We start from the raw sequence: 18,611 nt of genomic DNA, 5'->3' as shown, positions 1-18,611 counted from the left end.
ATTGTGGATTATTGCTGAAGACACAGCTCCAACCAGGCCGCGCCCAAATCCTTGTTGCGTACATCGCGCATCTTTTGTTCATAGACCCAAGGGGTGATCAGAGGGATCGCCGCGTTGTAATTCTCGGGCCATGTCGGGCCGCTGTCAGCCACCGCCTGCACCACGTCGCGTTCCTTGACCCGGTCCAGCCGTGCCTGCTGTATCGCTGCCACGACATCGGCCTGATACTGGCAGCTTTGTTCTTTGGTGTCCTGAGCAGCCACGGGGGTGGCAAGTAGAGCCGCGACAATGGCGATACGCAACATGGGGGTCTCCCGGATTCGTTTCTTTCAGCGCAGTTTACCCGCGCGCGGCAACGCCTTCCATCGCCCTTTTCAAATCGTGAACCAACGTCCCGGCCATGGATCGGAAAACCATGATCTGAAACGCGTTTTCACCGACGCGGGTAATCGACGCGGTCATATGGAACAAAAGGGTTCTCGCGGTATGCCCGCGTTTAAACTGCGCTTTGCGCAGATCAACGGGCACCACGCGTGCAAGTACGTCTTCCACGCCTGCGCCTTCCAGCCGGACAACCGCCCACGCATCTGATTGATCTACAATGGCCGCGTTTTCCGACAGGGCAGGATCAGGTTCGGGGCCCATCATCATCGCATGGGCCGGACCGAACCAAACGGCCCGTGCACCCGCCTTTCCGGTCGATCTGTTGGCCGAAGGATAAGCCATGCCATGCGCCACTTTCATGGCCTCGGACACAGCTTTTTGTTTGCCTTTGTAGGGAGAGATTGAATGGATCGCGCCCACATCTTCTTCGCTCAGCTTTACTGTGCCCACACTCAGCGGCAGCAGCCCGTCGCAGGGCGTTTTGGCTATCAGTTTATCCACGGACGCGCCCTCCTTCCGGGTCAAAGAAAACCGGGTTCACCACTTCGCAGAGCGTCGTGACATCACGCAGATGATCTACCATTTTCACGATCTCTCCGTACCTGTCAGGCCCATCTGCCAGGAACGCCAATCCAAGCATGGTTTCCATCGTCGGCGAGTAACACACCGAGGTCAGATAGCCCTGATCGTTGGTGCGCACCGGCTCGGCCTCTTCGTTATACAGATGCGCGCCCGCCAAAAGCTCCTTGCTTTCGCCGATGGGTTTCAGCCCGACCAACCGCTCGCGACCTGCTTCTTCCAACCCGGGGCGTTCGGACATGGTCTTGCCGATGCAGTCTTTCTTCTGCGACACCATGCGGCCCATGCCGATGTCATAGGCCGTTGTACGCCCGTGGATTTCTGCGTGAGTGATAAAACCTTTCTCGATCCGCAGAACGTTCAGCGCCTCCATCCCGTATAGTCCACCGCCAAGCGCCTCGGCGCGTTCGGTCAGGATGTCAAACAGGTTCGCGCCATACCGCGCGGGCACCGCGATCTCATAGGCATGTTCGCCCGAAAACGAGATGCGGAACAACCGTCCCTGAACCCCCAACACGGAAACCGGACCGCAAGCCATGAATGGCCAGTTCTCGTCGTCCAGCGGCGTGTCCAACAGCGCACTCAGCAGCTCGCGCGATTTAGGCCCGGCCACCGCGAATTGCGCCCAGTGTTCCGTCACCGACGTAAAGGTCACATCCAGATCCGGGCGCAGGCCCTGATGCACGAACTCCAGATGTTTCATTACCTCACCCGCTGCGGCGGTTGTGGTGGTCATCAGGTAATGCGTCTCACCCAGCCGCGCCGTGGTGCCGTCATCCATGACGTACCCGTCCTCGCGCAGCATCAGACCGTACCGGGTACGGCCAACTTTCAGGGTCGAGAACATATTCGTGTAGACGAAATCCAGAAACGCGCCCGCGTCGGGGCCCTGAATGTCGATCTTGCCGAGGGTCGACACGTCGCAGATCCCAACCGCCTGCCGCACCATATTGACCTCGCGGTCGCAGGATTGCCGCCAGGTGGTCTCGCCATCTTTCGAGAAATAGCTCGGGCGATACCACAACCCCGCCTCGATCATCGGCGCATTCCGTTTCAGACTTGCCGGGTGAGAAGTCGTGAAACGTTGCGGCTTGAAGGCACTGCCCTCGGCCCCCGCGCCCAGCGCCGCAATGGCGATCGGCGAATAAGGCGGGCGGAACGTGGTCGTGCCCGTCTCGGGAATGCCACGACCGGTCGCATCGGCCAGAACCGCCAACGCAGCGACGTTCGAGTTCTTTCCCTGATCGGTCGCCATACCCTGCGTTGTATAGCGCTTCATATGCTCGACAGACCGAAAATTCTCGGTCGCGGCTTGTTTCACATCCTTGACCGTGACGTCGTTCTGAAAGTCCAGCCAAGCCCGCCCTGTGCCGGGAACCGCCCAAAGCTGGGAAATGTTATACGGATCATCTTCCGCGTCGGGCACAGGGGTTTTGGGTGCTTTGAGGCCCAGTTCGGCTAACGACGATTTGGCCGCTTCGATCCCGTCCCGCAGGCAGGACACGGTCGAGAAAGATCCGTTGCAAGCACCAGCCGTGATCATCCCGGGTATCGCGCCGGGCGTCGGCACAAACGCTTCGATGTCACGGTTCCAGGTAGGGCGACCATTCATATGACAGGTCAGATGAACCGACGGGTTCCAGCCTCCCGTCATGGCAAGGCAGTCGGTGTGAATACGCTCCTCGCCACTGGCGCGACGAACCGTTATGGCCTCAAGCCCCTTGCGTCCCGTGCTGCCGCATACCTGCGCCCCGCGAAGCACCTCGTACTCATTCGACAGCGGCGCGTCGTGACGGCTGTCGATGACCGCCGCGACGTGAACTCCGGCATCCAACAAGTCTCGCGCTGTCCGGTGAATGTCATCCGTATTTCCAAAGATCGAAACGTTCCGCCCCGGGCTGACGCCCCACCGGTTCAGATAGGCCCGCACCGCGCCCGCGGTCATGATGCCGGGGCGATCATTATCCCGGAACGCGACCGGCCGTTCCAGCGCACCCGCTGCAAGAACAGAACGTTTTGCGACGATCCTCCAATACGTCTCCAGCGGTGCCCCGCTTGGGCGATGTTCTGTGTGGTGCCCAAAACGTTCCAAAGCGGCGAACGTGCCTTGATCATAAGCACCCGCGATCGTCGTTCGCGTCATCAGGCGTACGTTTTCCATCGCCTCAAGCTGGCTCAGCACCTCATCGGCCCACACATGGCCCGGTTTGCCGTCAACCGCGTAGGTCTCGGACAGCAGTCGCCCGCCCATGCGCGCATTCTCGTCAGCCAGGATGACATCCGCACCAGCGCGCGCCGCGACCAAGGCCGCCATCAGCCCGGCGGGGCCCGCGCCAATGACCAGCAGATCGCAGAACGCATAGGCGCTTTCGTATTTGTCCACGTTGTCTGCGCCGGACAGCGCCCCAAGACCCGCCGCACGGCGAATGACCGGTTCGTACAGCTTTTCCCAAAAGCTCTTGGGCCACATAAAAGTCTTGTAGTAAAAACCCGCCCCCAGAAACGGCGCGGCCAGATCATTGATTGACATCAGATCAAAATTCAGGCTGGGCCAGCGGTTTTGGCTGCGCGCGGAAAGCTCGGGATAGATCTCCTGCATCGTCGCGCGCACGTTCGGGTTTTGCGCCGCGCCTTCGCCGACTGTCACCAACGCGTTGGGTTCCTCGCTACCGGCTGTCAAAACACCGCGCGGACGGTGGTATTTGAACGACCGCCCCATCAGACGTTGCTCGTTTGCCAACAAAGCGGACGCCAGGGTGTCGCCGCGAAAACCGGTATAGCGGACGCCATCAAAAACGAAGGGAACGGTTTCCGACCGATCAATCAGACCTTTGCCCTCAATCCTCATCGCTTCACCTCTGATGCCAATTGCGACCCGAGGATTTCGTGCGTGACCGTGTTCCGTGTGACCACGATCCACGCGCCACAGCCACCTTCGTGACACCAAAGCTCTCGGGTCACACCAGCCGGATTATCCCGCAGATAGACAAAATCATTCCAGGCGTCTTCACCTGCATCCGGCGCCGGACGCTCCAGATCAACAGCCGCGCCGCGATAGTAGAACTCGCGCCGATCCCGCTCGCCGCAATACGGACAGGTAATCCTCATGCCCGTGCCCCCACCTTCATCTTTTCAAAAATACTCAAATCCGACATCGCCACCCTCAATGCAGATTGTGTTGAGAGCCCTTGCCCTCTTCATCGATGATCCCGCGCCCGGTGCGGAAACGATCCAGTTGGAACCCGGTTGCATTCTCGTGATACCGATCTGTCGCGATCAGATGGGCGAACACATTGCCCGAACCCGGAACAGCCTTGAACCCGCCGTAGTTCCAGCCGCAATTCAGATAGAGCCCTTCGATATCGGTTTTGTCGATGATCGGAGAGCCATCGGGCGACATATCCATGATCCCGCCCCATGACCGCAGCACCTGCGCCTTTCCGATCATCGGCATCAGTGCCATCCCGGCTTCCATCACGCTTTCAACGGTCGGCAAATTACCCCGCGCCGCATATGAGGCATAGAAATCCAGATCGCCGCCAAAGACCAAACCGCCCTTGTCCGATTGGCTGATATAAAAGTGTCCCATCCCAAAGGTCACGACGTGATCAATGCAGGGTTTCAGACCTTCCGTTACAAACGCTTGCAGGATGTGGCTCTCGATCGGCAACCGCATTCCGGCCATTGCCGCAACCTGCCCTGACCGACCTGCTGCGACCATCGCCACCTTCTTGGCACGGATCGGCCCGCGCGAGGTTTGCACACCACGAACAACCCCGTTCTCGATATCGATGCCGGTCACTTCGCAGTTCTGGATCATGTCCACGCCACGTTGGTCTGCGCCACGCGCATAACCCCAAGCCACCGCGTCATGCCGCGCCGTGCCTCCGCGCGGATGATACAGGCCTCCGTACAGCGGAAAGCGAAGATCATCGTAATTCAGGTAAGGCAGCATTTCCCGCAATTCGTCACGGCCCAACAGGATCGCGTCGTCGCCCTGACTGATCATCATGTTACCGCGCCGCGCTGCGTCGTCGCGTTGCCCGTCCGAATGGAACAGATTGATCAACCCACGCTGCGAATGCATGACGTTATAGTTGAGCTCTTCCTCAAGCCCCTCCCACAGTTTCAGCGAATGTGAATAGAATTCCGAGTTTCCCGGAAGAAAGTAATTCGCGCGAACAACCGTCGTGTTTCGCCCGACATTGCCGCCGCCAATGTAGCCCTTTTCCAGCACCGCCACATTCGTCAGACCATGTTCCTTGGCCAGGTAAAAGGCTGTACTCAGCCCGTGACCGCCACCACCAATGATGACGATATCATATTCGGATTTGGGCTCGGGATCGCGCCAATGCGGCGTCCAGCCCTTGTTGCCGGTCAGGCCCTCTTTGAGGACGCGCAAGCCGGAAAAACGCATTCGAACCTCCTTGCGGGTGTGTCGGCATCAAACCAACTCTGATCAGCATTAGCAACGTCACTCAGACGTTCCGCGTACGTTTTCGACCCGCACTTGTCTATGCGCGACGAAAACCGGGCAGATTGCGATTTTCGCGTCGTTTTCAGAAACGTAGCTGAAAGGCCAGACCTGCAATTGGTGCCGTGTCATAGTCCTGCTGGCTGACCTCGCGGCCAGATGAGTTTTCCAGCGTCAACTCGCCGTTGAATTCGGCACCAGCAAAGGCCGTAAGCGACATGCCCGGATTTGGCGCGTATTGCACGGACAGAACGACCGGAATACTGCTGTCTTCGCCAACGCCACCGGGGGCAAGCCCCTCATCATCCAGTTGGAACTGAACACGTTCGGATCGCACCGCCAGACCGACTTTCAAATCGTCTGTCACCGCGTAATCCAGTGACAATCCGGGGCCTTGCGTGGCGCCAACGCCGCCGCCTGTGCTCAGGTTCCATCGGTCGGCAAAACTCCAGTCGACCAACAGCGCCGGAAATACCTCCAAATCGTCCGAGCCGATCTCGGAAAAGACACCGATCGCCGGGCCGATCCGCAGGTTTGGCGTCAACGCCCAGGAAATCCCGCCGAACGCACCGTAGGTAAAACCGTCGGATGCGCTGGCGCCCTCTTCATAGTCCCAACGCAGCTGGGGCGACACGAACACGTTGGCGCCGTTGTCCAGGGCAAATCTCAGTGGCACCGAAATCCGAATATCTCGGATGTCTTCCCAAGGTGCGTTCTCGCTTGACCCAAAATCGTAGTTGAATTGCCCATAGCTGAACAGCACGCCGGCAAAGGACCCGTCCTCAAACCGATTGATCGCGCCTGCGCGCAAAAAGACGCGCGATGCGCTGAAATCACCGCCATCGTCTAAATCTGCGCTACCTTGAAACACGGCCAACCCGTCCACGGAAGTGGCCCATCCACCCGGCTGTTGTGCGTGCACGCAGGCTGCGGCAAACACCAAAGGCAAGGACGCGATAGCGCATTTTGAATTCAATGAGAATTTCATCTGCTCTGCTTTCCCTTGAGCTTTGTTTAAGCTGGGGAAAAGGTATGGCAAACGGGCTTTTCGTCAAAGCCCGATTGCTGTCATTTTTCAGGCCTCAGAGCCCTTTGGCGCGATAGCTCTTCGAAACCCTGTCGATCGCCACGATGTAGGCAGCCGTGCGCAGGTCATCGACGTCAGATCGGCTGTGCCAGACTTCTCGCATCGCCTGATAAGCGATCCGCATCGTGTCATCCAAACCCGAGCGCACAAGTTCGAGTTCGCCCGCACCTTTCAGGTATTTGGATTTGAAATCCGGCGACATCGACCACGCATCGCCCAGGTAACGGTCCAACCGTTCCAGTTCGCTGATGATCAATTCGTGCCGGGATTCCTCCTGCCGGCGCTGCATGCGGCCAAAACGGATATGGCTGAGGTTTTTGACCCACTCAAAGTAAGACACCGTAACACCCCCGGCATTGGCATACATGTCCGGGATGATCACCGTGCCTTTCTTTCGCAAGATCTCATCGGCACCGGCTGTAACCGGCCCGTTTGCGGCTTCGATGATCAATGGTGCCTTGATGCGGTCGGCGTTGGACAGGTTGATAACACCCTCGAGTGCGGCCGGAACCAGAATGTCACAGTCCGCCTCCAGCACCGAAGAGCCCTCGGCCGTGTGTGTGGCATCCGGATAGTCCTTGACGCCGCCATGCTTGACGATCCATTGCCGAACGGATTCAACGTCAATGCCATCCGGGTTGTACAGCGCACCGTCCCATTCAATGACGCCAACGATGCGCGAACCGTCTTCTTCGCTGAGAAACTTGGCCGCGTGGTATCCCACGTTGCCCAGCCCCTGCACGACAACCCGCTTACCGTCCAGCGTACCGGAAAGACCCGCAGCCTTGATGTCTTCCGGATTGCGGAAGAACTCGCGCAGGGCGTATTGAATACCCCGCCCGGTTGCCTCGACACGCCCCGCAATGCCACCGGCATTCAACGGCTTGCCGGTCACACAGGCGCGCGAGTTGATGTCGGTCGTATTCATCCGGGCGTACTGGTCGGCCATCCATGCCATCTCGCGCTCGCCTGTTCCCATGTCGGGCGCAGGTACGTTTTGCGAGGGATTGATCAGATCACGCTTGGCCAATTCATAGGCAAAGCGGCGGGTGATCTGCTCCAGCTCATGCTCTTCGTATTTGCGCGGGTCGATGCGCAATCCACCCTTTGACCCACCAAACGGCGTTTCGACCAACGCGCACTTGTAGGTCATCAACGCCGCAAGCGCCTCGACCTCGTCCTGGTTCACGGCCATGGCATAGCGGATACCGCCCTTGACCGGCTCCATATGTTCGGAATGCACCGATCTGTAGCCTGTGAAGGTGTGAATATCGCCCCGCAGACGAACGCCGAAACGGACGGTATACGTCGCGTTGCAGACACGGATCTTTTCTTCCAGCCCGGGCGGCAGGTCCATCAGGGACGCCGCCCTATTGAACATCAGATCAACACTCTCGCGAAAGCTGGGTTCTTTTGTGCCGGTCATAAAATCCTCCGTGCTGGTAAATGACGTACGTCATGACTTTTTGTCGCACCACTGAGGCCTTACTGCAATTCTCATCTGCACTTTTTTTCATCAATTTGCGAACTTCGCGCATCCAACACGGGGTGAGTCGTTTTCGACGGTCACACCGCTGTGATTGTTCAACCCCAAGAAACAAAAGGGGATGAACCGCCGATACTAAGGACAATTTTCATGCAAAATGAGCAGTATAGTGGCCGACATGCCCAAATCTCGCCACGATCCGTCTCTAAATTATTAACGTTGTGAAATACCGACGGTTCATCTGACCGGCAAAGGAATTCGATATGCACAAGTCTAATTGGAAGTCGACATTCGGAACGCCCAACAGTGCCCACCCGTGCGTGCGGCACCTGCGCCGGTTTGCGGATGAGACTGACGGTTCCATGACAATTTTGGCGCTGTTTCTTGTGATGATCGTTTTCACCGCCGCGGGGTTTGCCGTAGACACAATGCGGTATGACCGCGAACGCGTGAAACTGCAATACGCGCTGGACCGCGCGGTTCTGGCTGCGGCAGACCTTGATCAGGAGCTTTGCCCGAAAGATGTTGTGCGCGACTATCTGGCGAAAGAAGGTCTCGACCAATATCTGATTGAAGACAGTATAAAGGTGACGCCCGAAACCTGCGGCGCCCAGAATGCAAGGCTGGCAGGCACGCGCAAGGTCGAAGCCCAGGCTGAAATGCAGGTCAGAACGCATTTCATGCAGTGGAGCGGCGTGGAAACGTTGGGAACTGTTGCGGCAAGCGTCGCGGAAGAATCCATCGGTAACGTTGAGATCTCGCTGGTGCTGGACGTTTCAGGCTCCATGGCGGGGACAAAGCTGACCAACCTGAAAGAAGCCGCGATAGATTTTGTCCACGAAATGGACGAAAAGTCGGAAGACGGTAAATTGTCTATTTCGATCGTGCCCTATTCCGAACAGGTTTCAGTTCCTGACTTCCTTATGGATGAGCTGAAAACGATCGGCGAAAACGAAGTTGCCAATTGCATCGACTTTGGACCGAACGATTTCACGACGACCGAGTTCGATTATTACGATATCGAAGACCAGAACGGCGTTGTCATCCGAGCTGGAAGTTTTGTTCCGCGGACACTTCATTTTGTCGATTATGGTCGCAACGACTATCGTGAATCCGACCAGTTGATCAACAGCACCACGTGCCGCAGGGAAACCGCCACTGACCAACGCGCCATGGCAGTCCTTCAAAAAAATCCCGACACGCTGGAAGACCAGATCAATCTGCTTCAGGCACAGGGATGGACTTCGATTGATGTCGGCTTGAAGTGGGGTCTCACTCTACTGGACGATAGCATTCAACCGCTCATCGCACGTTTGTCGGAAACTTCGGCAATTCCAAGTGAGTTTGACGAACGTCCGGCCCGCAACAAGACCGGGGACTCTTTGAAGGTTCTGGTTTTGATGACAGACGGCGAAAACACGCGGCAGCATAAAGTGAATGCGCCTTATAACGAAGGTGTGTCAGATATCCATTGGAATGATGCGGCCAACACATACTCGGTCTACGACGAAGACCAGGATCGCTACATCTGGACGAACGTCAAACGCACCGTTCGGCACAATAACGGATCGCGGTGGACGCGAAACTACTACCAAGATCACGCCTATAGTGCCACCGAAGACAATGGTTCGACCCAATTGAGGTACAAACGCTATCGCTGCACGGATTACTCCAACGGCACATGCTATGAGACCAGCAGCACGTACTACTATGACACCGGCTACGGATCGTCAGAGCAGTTGGAGTGGCCGGATGTCTGGGCTCACACCCAAAAAGAAGCCATCTACAATCTGCTGTATGATGGTCAGGGTAGCAATGCCGCCAACGACTTCTGGGACGATTCCACGACCGAGTTGAGACAGTGGAACAAAGACCCCCGGGTCGAGTCGCTGTGCGAAAAGGCCCAGGAAGAAGAGGTCCTAATCTTCTCGATTGCATATGAGGCGCCAGAAGGCGTGAAACAGATGCTGAAAGACTGTGCCGTCAAAGACAATCGTTACTACGAAGCAGACGGTAAAAAAATTATCGGCGTGTTTGACTCGATCAGTGCAACAATCCAGAACCTGAGACTGACCCAATGATACGTTCGCTCAAGACACAACTGCGGCGGTTCCGCCGCAGCGAAGACGGCAGCGCATCGACGATCGAGTTCCTCTTTTGGTTCCCGGTTTTCGTCTATTTCGCGTGGTCCGGTATTGACCTTGGATTGATGTCATTCAGCCATGCCAACCTGGAACGGTCGCTTGACGAAACTGTTCGTGAGGTTCGTCTGAACCGGTTGCCGGAAGGCGAGGATGAATGGGATCACGAACTGCTGAAAGATATGATCTGCCAGGGCTTTAACAGCTCGCCCAGTTGTCTCAGAGACTTGTCACTTGAGATGAAGTCGATTGACCCCCGCGTCGGAAACGAAATCAACGAGACGCCTTTTTGTGTCGACACGCCGGTAGAGGTTCGCGACCCTGATCCCGAAGGCCCCGGCGCGATTGCATTTGATCAGGGTTCCTCAAACGAATTGATGATGCTGCGCGCCTGTCTGGAAGTTTCGCCCGTTTGGGGCTTCACGATGATCGGCGGGCCCGTCAGCCAAGACCCCGCAGGCCAGTGGGAATTGCACGCAACAACTGTGTTTGTTCACGAACCGTTCGGAGGCGGATCCGACGACTCCGAAAACTCAACCGCGGTGGAGGTTGCAGATGCGGGTGACTGATCCTTCTTTGCCGACCCGTTTGCGGACAAGGTTAAAACGCTTCTTTCGGCGCGAAAACGGCTCGATCACCATCGAGTCAATGCTGATCCTACCCATGGTCTTGTGGTCTGTTTTTGCCTCATACACCTTCTATGACGGCTATCGCCAAAGTTCACGAAACATCAAAGCCGCCTACGCGGTTGCGGACATCATTTCACGCGAAGACAACGCTCTTACGCAAACATACGTTTCGACGTTGCATGACTTGCTGGAAAGGATGGTTTCGACCAGAGCCCCAATTTCGATGCGCGTGTCATACGTCATTTTCGACGAGGATTCCGGAGAGTCTGGAACGCACGAGGTTGGATGGTCATGCGTTCGTGGATCGGTCTATCCGCGATTGACGACGGCAACAGCAGAATTCTTGGAAGATGCACTGCCGGCCATGCCGAACAACGGGAAGATGATCGTTGTCGAGACAACAAATACCTATGTTGCGCCTTTCAACATCGGGTTTGGGTTTGAGAACTTCGACATGCGCAGCTTTGTGTTCACGCACCCTCGTATTCACGACCAACTGTATGGGCCCAACGATGACCCACAATGCACGTGATTGAAGACTGATCTAACGGACGTTGCCCTTCTGGACCAACAGCGTCGCCAAGACTTCCGACATGAACTTGGCTTCTGATGCGGCAGTCATGCCGCCTATGCCAATCCTGCGACCAACGCGCCACCAAACGCCGGGCTCCCACCTGTTGCGACCGCGTGTGCGGGTCAAAACCAAAAAACCGTTGGAAGGTTTGAAAGCAAAGACACCGCGGTCGATGCTTTCGATGTCCGCAACCTCGCAAATGACGTCGCCGGACTGGCTGCGCAGTTGGGACTGGGTCAATTCGAGCACGTCCTGTGTTGCCACCCACATACGCCGGGCCAGCCAGAAGGCCGTTCCGCCAACCGCCAGCAAGAACACTTGCCACCCCAGTTGCGGCGGCGAAGCAAGTGCCACGTAAATCACCAGGGCCCCGACGACGACCAGCATCCCGACGCCGGTGTATCGCCGGGGTGCGGAAGCCTGAACCGTGGCCAATACATCATCTTGCATGAAACTCTCCTGCCTGCCGCACCTGCCTTAGCTGCTTTGCGAACGAAAGGACAGAGACCCCCGCCCCTTCTGAGCATCTTTGCACAGGACCGGTGTGTCTGTGCCGGTTGATCGCCACTCGACCACGCTTAGATTGCGGTGAAGACAGTCAGGAGGATACCATGTCTCTGAGACCCACATTGGAAACCAGACAGGCAATTCCAGCAATGGAAGGTGCCGGCGTAAAACTGCACCGAGCTTTCGGCTTTCAGGATCCGTCGGAGCTTGACCCGTTTCTACTGTTTGACGATTTTCGGAATGACCATCCGCAAGACTATCAGGCTGGTTTTCCCTGGCATCCGCATCGTGGGATCGAAACAATCACCTATGTCCTGGCCGGAACAGTGGATCACAGCGACTCGCTAGGCAACAGCGGCTCGCTTGGTGCCGGCGATGTCCAGTGGATGACTGCCGGGTCAGGCATCCTGCATCAGGAAATGCCCAAAGGAAATCAGACGGGCCAAATGCACGGGTTTCAGCTGTGGGGCAACCTGCCTGCCGAACAAAAGATGACGGCCCCGCGATATCAAGATGTCAACAGCACCGAGATTCCCGAAATCACCGATGATGACGGAACGACCGTTCGGGTCATTGTTGGCGAGTTCTGGGGCAAGACAGGTCCGGTCGACGGCATTGCCGCTGACCCGCAATATCTGGACCTGTCAATTCCGGCAGGCGTGAAGAAGACGTTCAAAATCGACACGTACAGACGCGCATTTGCTTACGTGTTTCAGGGCCAGGCTGCCTTTGCTGACGCATCTCAGCCAACGGGCGTTTTGCTGGAGAAAGAGGTCGCGGGACAAGAAGTCAACATTCGCGACATGTCCGGAAACCGAACGCTTGTGCGTTTTGGTACCGGTGACGAGATCACGGTACAGGCGGGTCCGGACGGCGTGCGATTCCTGCTGATTTCCGGTGCGCCCATCAATGAGCCAGTGGCGTGGCATGGCCCGATTGTCATGAACACCCGATCCGAGCTGGAAGAAGCGTTTCGAGAGCTGCGCAACGGCACCTTTATTCGCCCTGCGCACTAGCGTCGTGTCGTTCAGTGCCCAAAATCACTCGGTGACAGACCTGCGCACCATGTCCCAATAGACGCCCTCGACCTGATCCAAGGTCAAACGACCTTCGGTGCGGTACCAGGTCATTACACCGTTCAGCATGGCAATGACGGCCAGAGTGGCGATCTTGGTGTCCGCGACCGAAAATACTCGGTCCTTTTGGCCCGTTTTCAGGATCCCTTCAAGGATGTCTTCATACTGGCGACGAAGGATTTCGATCTGGGCAAAGTTTTCGGACGTCAGGTTGCGCAGCTCCATGTAGGCGATGAAAACCTCGTCCGGGCGTTGCAGGTGAAACCGGATGTGAAAACCGATGAATTGCCTGAGCGCCGCTGTCGGGTCCTTTTGTACAGGCAATTCACCCAAGGCTGACAGCAGTTCAAGCATGTGGTCGTGCATCAAACGAAACAGAAGGCTTTGTTTGTCCGGCGTGTAATTGTACAAGGCCCCGGCCTGAACCCCGACTTCGCCCGCGATTTGGCGCATAGAAACAGCGGCATAGCCATGTCGCGCGAACAACCCAAGCGCTGCCTTTCGGATCCGGGGGCCCGTAATGTCGGAATGTGAACCTTGCGTGCGTGCCATATCCTTACCGTATATGAACAAACGTTCAGATAGAACCCCGCTTGAACCGAGCGGGCAAAAGGTGCATCACAGGTCAATGCTGCAACCTATGGGTCCGCAATGAAGCCTTTGCCGCTGATAGCCGCTTTGATTGCCTGCGCCGCCTGCGCAGACATTCCCGAACTAGAGGGAAGCGAGGGACCGGCCTTGCGCAAAGCCGCATACCCCAAGCTGGTCCCGATCTCGGACACGCTTGGTCCGCCGAGTGACCCGATCAGCGAGGCAGACGAGGTCGAAGAAGAATTGACCGCCCGCAGCGAGGCACTGGCCGATAAGGCAAAAGCGCTGCAAGAGGTCGAAATTGACTAAGGCGCCGCCCAAAATTGCCGGTTCGGTTGATCGTTGATCCGTCCAAGACGGATTGAACCCTTTCCATGAACCCGCTAAGGCAGCCCGCAAAGGACATCTGCCCCAAGCGGCAAATTCGAGCGGAAAGGACCCAACGGAATGACACAGGCGCTGAGGCTTGGAATTGCGGGTTTGGGCACCGTGGGCGTCGGGGTCGTCAAGATCGTCCGCAGACATGCCGACTTGCTTGAAGCCCGAACCGGAAGACCGATTGAAATCGTGGCCGTATCAGCGCGGGATGCGAAAAAGGATCGCGGTGTCAGCCTGTCAGACTACGCGTTCGAGACCGATCCAGTCGCTTTGGCAAAACGGGACGACATTGATGTCTTTGTCGAGCTTATGGGCGGCGAAAACGGCCCGGCAAAAGCGTCGGTCGAGGCTGCGTTGACCAGCGGCAAGGATGTTGTCACAGCCAACAAAGCGCTGCTTGCCATTCACGGTCAGGACCTCGCGGAACAGGCCGAAGAAGCTGGACGCGTGATCCGGTTTGAAGCCGCCGTGGCGGGCGGTATCCCGGTTATTAAATCCCTGACCGAAGGGCTGGCAGGCAATGAAATCACCCGCGTCATGGGTGTTATGAATGGGACCTGCAATTACATCCTCACCCGGATGCAATCGCAGGAGCTGGGCTACAACGCGCTCTTTGAAGAATGTGCGCAGCTTGGGTATCTGGAAGCAGACCCCAATCTGGATGTGGGTGGCATAGACGCGGCGCACAAGCTGGCGCTGCTGTCGTCGATCGCCTTTGGTACAAAACCCAATTTCGACGGTATTCAGATTGAAGGTATCCAGCAAATCAGCCTCGATGACATCCATCAAGCCGCCGATATGGGCTATCGCATCAAATTGTTGGGCGTCGCGCAGCGCACGGCGCGTGGACTTGAGCAGCGCATGCAACCCTGTCTCGTGCCAAGTGACTCGGCCCTGGGGCAGCTTGAAGGCGGGACGAACATGGTTGTGATTGAAGGCGACGCTGTCGATCAGGTCGTATTGCGCGGCCCGGGCGCGGGCGAAGGTCCCACAGCCAGCGCGGTGATGGGCGATGTCTGCGATCTGGCACGCGGATTGCAAATCCCGACCTTTGGTCGCCCGGCCGCTTCTTTGGAAGAGGCCCGGCCTGCTCAGACCGGATTGCCCGCCCCCTATTACCTGCGCCTTGCCCTTCTGGACAAACCCGGCGCACTTGCGAAAGTGGCGGCAGTTCTGGGCGATGCCGGCGTATCAATTGACCGAATGCGCCAATACGCACATGCCGAAAACACTGCGCCCGTATTGATCGTCACGCATAAGACAACACGCTCGACCCTGGATCATGCGTTGAATGGCTTGCGCGAAACTGACGTGGTGGCCGGAGAACCCGTCGCTCTGAGAATCGAACAGGTCTGACCACTTGCGGCCCGCATCGGTGGCGGGCTATGCCGTTACAGACGCCCATGCTGACCAAAGGAATACCGAATATGAATCCTGCAAAGACCGATTTTAACGATCGCCTGCTTTCCCTTGGACTTGCGCGGGTTGCGGAACAAGCTGCGCTGGCTTCGGCCTCTTTGGTCGGGCGCGGTGACGAAAAAGCTGCCGATCAGGCCGCTGTCAATGCGATGCGCGAACAGCTGAACCTGCTGGAAATAGCGGGTGTCGTCGTCATCGGTGAAGGCGAGCGGGACGAAGCGCCGATGCTGTATATCGGCGAAGAAGTAGGCACCGGGAACGGCCCCGGCGTTGATATTGCGCTGGATCCGCTGGAAGGTACCACGTTGACCGCCAAGGATATGCCCAATGCGCTGACGGTCATTGCAATGGGCCCGCGCGGTTCGATGCTGCATGCGCCAGACGTTTACATGGACAAGCTGGCCGTTGGCCCGGGATTTCCGGAAGGTGTTGTGACCCTGGACATGTCCCCGCGCGAACGGGTTGAGGCGCTGGCCAAGGCGAAAGGCTGCGAACCTGCCGATATCACCGTTTGCATCCTCGAACGGCCCCGCCATGAGGCGATGATTGCCGAGGTACGCGAAACCGGCGCTTCCATACGACTGATTACGGACGGAGACGTAGCGGGCGTCATGCACTGCGCCGAAAGCGAAGTGACCGGCATCGACATGTATATGGGACAGGGTGGCGCGCCCGAAGGCGTTTTGGCCGCCGCGGCCCTGAAATGCATGGGTGGGCAAATCTTCGGTCGCCTGTTGTTCCGCAATGATGACGAGAGAGGACGCGCGGCCAAAGCCGGCATAACCGATCTGGATCGCATCTACAGCCGGGACGAAATGGTAACGGCAGACGTTATTTTTGCTGCAACCGGGGTGACCGGCGGCTCGTTGTTGCCACGTATCAAGCGTGAGCCGGGTTGGGTGGAAACGACGACTTTGCTGATGCGGTCCAAGACAGGCTCGGTCCGTCGCATGTCCTATCGTACGCCCATGTGGTCGCACGACAACGCATAGCGGCTTGCGCCGCTGCCTTCGGCGAGAGTATTTGAAAAAAGATTAAGAGGCCGGGCCTGCAAGGGCGCGGCCTTGGCGCATGAGGTGAAACGTGAGTTTTCTGGGTGTTGAACAATCGTTGACCGGGCGGCGTTGGATCGGACCTGCCGCCGAGGTAGAGCGCGCCACGGAAGTGCTTGTTCAGCAGACCGAGCTGCCCCGCGCCGTTTGTCAGGTTCTGGCCCGACGTGGCGTGCCACCGATGGAGGCGCGTGGATTTCTCGAGCCCAAACTGAAGGAACTGCTTCCTGACCCGCGTGCGATGAAAGACATGGACGCCGCCGCGGCGCGGTTCCTGACGGCTGTACGCAATCGGCAAAAGATCGCGGTTTTTGCCGACTATGACGTGGATGGCGGAAGTTCAGCGGCTTTGCTGATCGTCTGGCTGCGTCAGATGGGGCTGCAGGCGACACTCTACGTGCCTGACCGGATTGACGAGGGATATGGGCCAAACGTGCCTGCAATGGCCGAACTGGCGGAATCGCATGACCTGATCATCTGCGTCGATTGTGGCACCCTCAGTCACGCGCCGATCGCCGCCGCCAAAGGCGCAGATGTGATTGTCCTGGATCACCATCTGGGTGGAGAGACCTTGCCGGATTGTGTCGCCGTCGTGAACCCCAACCGGCAGGACGAAAGCGGCGATCTCGGCTATCTGTGTGCGGCCGCAGTGGTCTTTCTGATGCTTGTTGAAGCCGGTCGCCAGTTGCGTGAGGCGGGCACCAAAGGCCCGGACCTGATGGCCATGCTGGATCTGGTCGCGTTGGCGACGGTGGCAGATGTCGCGCCACTGATCGACGCCAATCGCGCGCTTGTGCGACAGGGATTGAAAGTCATGACACAGCGCCGCAGGCCAGGACTTGTGGCGCTTTCGGACGTGTCACGGATGGATACCGCGCCGAACAGCTATCATCTTGGGTTTTTGCTGGGACCGCGCGTCAACGCGGGCGGGCGCATTGGTCAGGCGGATCTGGGCGCGCGTCTGCTGAGTACGGAGTCGGGCACCGAGGCCGAGGCCTTGGCGCAACGTTTGGATACACTGAATACAGAACGGCGCGAGATTGAAAGCGCCGTACGTGCCGCCGCTATGGCGCAAGCCGAAGATCGCGGGCTCGATGCACCTTTGGTCTGGGCGGCGGGCGACGGTTGGCATCCGGGCGTCGTTGGAATCGTCGCATCGCGCCTGAAAGAGGCCGCCAACCGTCCCGCCATCGTGATTGGCTTTGACGGCGACGAGGGCAAGGGATCGGGCCGTTCCGTGTCCGGCGTCGACCTCGGTGCGTCAATCCAAAGGCTCGCGGCCGAGGGCCTGCTGGTCAAGGGCGGCGGGCATAAAATGGCAGCGGGTCTGACCTTAACGCGCGAACAGTTGGAACCGGCGATGGAGCGTCTGAGCGCGTTGCTGGCCAAACAAGGCGCCGGGCAAGCTGGGCCGGCTGACCTGAAGCTGGAAGGCGCGCTGATGCCGGGCGCCGCGACTGTCGATCTTATCGAGCAAATTGAAAAAGCGGGCCCGTTTGGAGCAGGTGCCCCTGCCCCGCGTTACGCCCTGCCCGATCTGCAGGTGCGTTTCGCCAAGCGCGTTGGCGAATCCCATCTGAAACTGTCGTTGTCGGACGGGATGAATGGCGGCCTGGACGCGATTGCCTTTGGTGCTTTTGACGGGCCGCTGGGCGATCGTTTGTCGAACCACGGCGGCGCCCGGTTTCATTTTGCAGGCCGGCTTGAGGTGAATTCCTGGGGCGGACGGCAAACCGTTCAACTCAGGCTCGAAGACGCCGCCGAAGCAAATTGACACCGGATTCAGCGACGGTTTGGCGGTCGCAAAAAAGTTGCGCGGCCTTGCGTTTTTCGGCTTGCGGGGGTGCTAGCTAAACCGTAAAAGGCCCTCCACAAGCAAGCGCGGCCCGTTCGTCTATCGGTTAGGACGCCAGGTTTTCAACCTGGAAAGAGGGGTTCGATTCCCCTACGGGCTGCCATTTGCGCTTGGTTGGACCTGATGGCCCGTTCGTCTATCGGTTAGGACGCCAGGTTTTCAACCTGGAAAGAGGGGTTCGATTCCCCTACGGGCTACCACCATTTCAGCAGTTGACACCGTTTGGATTGCCCTCCACCTGCTCAATTGTCGCGCGTTTTGGCTGCTTTATTGCCGCAAGCCAAGGGCTCGGATGGGACTTGCATTGTCATTTCGGCGGGCGCGTCGTTGTACCGCTTGAGAATTGTCCAATTCGATGTAAGCTTGACGCACTAACTCA

The 18,611-nt window shown here is 57.9% G+C and carries 17 protein-coding genes and 2 tRNA genes; 10 read left to right on the top strand and 9 right to left on the bottom strand.

Features of this window, described 5'->3' with window-relative positions:
* Window positions 1-8: 8 nt before the first annotated feature.
* The 7 genes from RA28_RS07380 to RA28_RS07350 all read right to left on the bottom strand — a co-directional run bounded on the left by RA28_RS07380 (window position 9) and on the right by RA28_RS07350 (window position 7,950).
* Complete coding sequence (locus RA28_RS07380) at window positions 9-305, bottom strand: hypothetical protein (protein ID WP_039525218.1); 297 nt, start codon at window positions 303-305, stop codon at window positions 9-11.
* Window positions 306-339: 34 nt separating this feature from the next.
* Window positions 340-885, bottom strand: coding sequence for a sarcosine oxidase subunit gamma (locus RA28_RS07375; RefSeq protein ID WP_039525216.1), 546 nt, complete (start codon window positions 883-885; stop codon window positions 340-342).
* Complete coding sequence (locus tag RA28_RS07370; protein WP_039525211.1) at window positions 878-3,811, bottom strand: sarcosine oxidase subunit alpha family protein; 2,934 nt, start codon at window positions 3,809-3,811, stop codon at window positions 878-880. The genes RA28_RS07375 and RA28_RS07370 overlap by 8 nt, the downstream gene beginning before the upstream one ends.
* Window positions 3,808-4,071, bottom strand: a complete 264-nt coding sequence (locus RA28_RS07365; RefSeq protein WP_039525208.1) for a sarcosine oxidase subunit delta — start codon at window positions 4,069-4,071, stop codon at window positions 3,808-3,810. The genes RA28_RS07370 and RA28_RS07365 overlap by 4 nt, the downstream gene beginning before the upstream one ends.
* 55 nt (window positions 4,072-4,126) lie before the next feature.
* The gene (locus RA28_RS07360) at window positions 4,127-5,380 is read right to left on the bottom strand and encodes a sarcosine oxidase subunit beta family protein (RefSeq protein ID WP_039525205.1); all 1,254 of its coding nucleotides are present in this window, start codon (window positions 5,378-5,380) and stop codon (window positions 4,127-4,129) included.
* A gap of 142 nt (window positions 5,381-5,522) precedes the next feature.
* A complete protein-coding gene (locus RA28_RS07355) occupies window positions 5,523-6,377 on the bottom strand; it encodes a hypothetical protein (RefSeq protein ID WP_241481082.1) in 855 nt (284 codons plus the stop codon).
* Between the two features lie 142 nt (window positions 6,378-6,519).
* Window positions 6,520-7,950 carry a Glu/Leu/Phe/Val family dehydrogenase gene (locus RA28_RS07350; RefSeq protein WP_039525202.1) on the bottom strand — a complete coding sequence of 477 codons (1,431 nt, stop codon included), beginning with the start codon at window positions 7,948-7,950 and terminating at the stop codon, window positions 6,520-6,522.
* Window positions 7,951-8,273: 323 nt separating this feature from the next.
* Between RA28_RS07350 and RA28_RS07345 the strand changes: the two genes are divergently transcribed.
* From RA28_RS07345 to RA28_RS07335, 3 genes are all read left to right on the top strand, one after another.
* Window positions 8,274-10,091 carry a pilus assembly protein TadG-related protein gene (locus tag RA28_RS07345; RefSeq protein ID WP_052261325.1) on the top strand — a complete coding sequence of 606 codons (1,818 nt, stop codon included), beginning with the start codon at window positions 8,274-8,276 and terminating at the stop codon, window positions 10,089-10,091.
* Window positions 10,088-10,720 (top strand): TadE/TadG family type IV pilus assembly protein, encoded by a 633-nt coding sequence (locus RA28_RS07340; RefSeq protein WP_052261324.1) that lies wholly within the window; start codon window positions 10,088-10,090, stop codon window positions 10,718-10,720. The genes RA28_RS07345 and RA28_RS07340 overlap by 4 nt, the downstream gene beginning before the upstream one ends.
* A gap of 79 nt (window positions 10,721-10,799) precedes the next feature.
* Window positions 10,800-11,312, top strand: a complete 513-nt coding sequence (locus tag RA28_RS07335) for a hypothetical protein (RefSeq protein ID WP_241481081.1) — start codon at window positions 10,800-10,802, stop codon at window positions 11,310-11,312.
* Window positions 11,313-11,324: 12 nt separating this feature from the next.
* Here the strand turns inward: RA28_RS07335 and RA28_RS07330 are convergent, their stop codons facing one another.
* The gene (locus RA28_RS07330) at window positions 11,325-11,804 is read right to left on the bottom strand and encodes a hypothetical protein (RefSeq protein WP_039525196.1); all 480 of its coding nucleotides are present in this window, start codon (window positions 11,802-11,804) and stop codon (window positions 11,325-11,327) included.
* 161 nt (window positions 11,805-11,965) lie between these two features.
* Here RA28_RS07330 and RA28_RS07325 point away from each other — a divergent pair, with 161 nt between their 5' ends.
* A complete protein-coding gene (locus RA28_RS07325; RefSeq protein ID WP_039525192.1) occupies window positions 11,966-12,877 on the top strand; it encodes a pirin family protein in 912 nt (303 codons plus the stop codon).
* A gap of 24 nt (window positions 12,878-12,901) precedes the next feature.
* On the opposite strand, the gene RA28_RS07320 is transcribed toward RA28_RS07325, so the two are convergent.
* Window positions 12,902-13,489 carry a TetR/AcrR family transcriptional regulator gene (locus tag RA28_RS07320; protein WP_039525190.1) on the bottom strand — a complete coding sequence of 196 codons (588 nt, stop codon included), beginning with the start codon at window positions 13,487-13,489 and terminating at the stop codon, window positions 12,902-12,904.
* 99 nt (window positions 13,490-13,588) lie between these two features.
* Here RA28_RS07320 and RA28_RS07315 point away from each other — a divergent pair, with 99 nt between their 5' ends.
* The 6 genes from RA28_RS07315 to RA28_RS07290 all read left to right on the top strand — a co-directional run bounded on the left by RA28_RS07315 (window position 13,589) and on the right by RA28_RS07290 (window position 18,432).
* A complete protein-coding gene (locus tag RA28_RS07315; protein ID WP_039525187.1) occupies window positions 13,589-13,837 on the top strand; it encodes a hypothetical protein in 249 nt (82 codons plus the stop codon).
* 138 nt (window positions 13,838-13,975) lie between these two features.
* On the top strand, window positions 13,976-15,262 hold the full coding sequence (locus RA28_RS07310; RefSeq protein WP_039525184.1) for a homoserine dehydrogenase: 1,287 nt from the start codon (window positions 13,976-13,978) through the stop codon (window positions 15,260-15,262).
* A gap of 71 nt (window positions 15,263-15,333) precedes the next feature.
* Complete coding sequence (gene glpX / locus RA28_RS07305) at window positions 15,334-16,317, top strand: class II fructose-bisphosphatase (protein WP_039526152.1); 984 nt, start codon at window positions 15,334-15,336, stop codon at window positions 16,315-16,317.
* Between the two features lie 91 nt (window positions 16,318-16,408).
* A complete protein-coding gene (gene recJ / locus RA28_RS07300; protein ID WP_039525182.1) occupies window positions 16,409-18,151 on the top strand; it encodes a single-stranded-DNA-specific exonuclease RecJ in 1,743 nt (580 codons plus the stop codon).
* 109 nt (window positions 18,152-18,260) lie between these two features.
* Window positions 18,261-18,335 (top strand) — tRNA-Glu (locus RA28_RS07295).
* Window positions 18,336-18,357: 22 nt separating this feature from the next.
* Window positions 18,358-18,432: transfer RNA gene (locus tag RA28_RS07290), tRNA-Glu, on the top strand.
* The last annotated feature ends 179 nt before the right edge of the window (window positions 18,433-18,611 follow it).

Source organism: Ruegeria sp. ANG-S4, assembly GCF_000814005.1.
In the GTDB taxonomy this organism is placed as follows: domain Bacteria; phylum Pseudomonadota; class Alphaproteobacteria; order Rhodobacterales; family Rhodobacteraceae; genus Ruegeria.
The sequence above is the reverse complement of the archived record's forward strand: the minus strand, read 5'-3'. Positions and strand labels throughout refer to the sequence as shown.

What these genes read in the sequence shown, in the direction of transcription:
- RA28_RS07380 (WP_039525218.1), bottom strand. Translation starts at nt 305, where the DNA reads ATGTTGCGTATCGCCATTGTCGCGGCTCTACTTGCCACCCCCGTGGCT.
- RA28_RS07370 (WP_039525211.1), bottom strand. Translation starts at nt 3,811, where the DNA reads ATGAGGATTGAGGGCAAAGGTCTGATTGATCGGTCGGAAACCGTTCCC.
- RA28_RS07365 (WP_039525208.1), bottom strand. Translation starts at nt 4,071, where the DNA reads ATGAGGATTACCTGTCCGTATTGCGGCGAGCGGGATCGGCGCGAGTTC.
- RA28_RS07360 (WP_039525205.1), bottom strand. Translation starts at nt 5,380, where the DNA reads ATGCGTTTTTCCGGCTTGCGCGTCCTCAAAGAGGGCCTGACCGGCAAC.
- RA28_RS07350 (WP_039525202.1), bottom strand. Translation starts at nt 7,950, where the DNA reads ATGACCGGCACAAAAGAACCCAGCTTTCGCGAGAGTGTTGATCTGATG.
- RA28_RS07345 (WP_052261325.1), top strand. Translation starts at nt 8,274, where the DNA reads ATGCACAAGTCTAATTGGAAGTCGACATTCGGAACGCCCAACAGTGCC.
- RA28_RS07340 (WP_052261324.1), top strand. Translation starts at nt 10,088, where the DNA reads ATGATACGTTCGCTCAAGACACAACTGCGGCGGTTCCGCCGCAGCGAA.
- RA28_RS07335 (WP_241481081.1), top strand. Translation starts at nt 10,800, where the DNA reads ATGCTGATCCTACCCATGGTCTTGTGGTCTGTTTTTGCCTCATACACC.
- RA28_RS07330 (WP_039525196.1), bottom strand. Translation starts at nt 11,804, where the DNA reads ATGCAAGATGATGTATTGGCCACGGTTCAGGCTTCCGCACCCCGGCGA.
- RA28_RS07325 (WP_039525192.1), top strand. Translation starts at nt 11,966, where the DNA reads ATGTCTCTGAGACCCACATTGGAAACCAGACAGGCAATTCCAGCAATG.
- RA28_RS07320 (WP_039525190.1), bottom strand. Translation starts at nt 13,489, where the DNA reads ATGGCACGCACGCAAGGTTCACATTCCGACATTACGGGCCCCCGGATC.
- RA28_RS07315 (WP_039525187.1), top strand. Translation starts at nt 13,589, where the DNA reads ATGAAGCCTTTGCCGCTGATAGCCGCTTTGATTGCCTGCGCCGCCTGC.
- RA28_RS07310 (WP_039525184.1), top strand. Translation starts at nt 13,976, where the DNA reads ATGACACAGGCGCTGAGGCTTGGAATTGCGGGTTTGGGCACCGTGGGC.
- glpX (WP_039526152.1), top strand. Translation starts at nt 15,334, where the DNA reads ATGAATCCTGCAAAGACCGATTTTAACGATCGCCTGCTTTCCCTTGGA.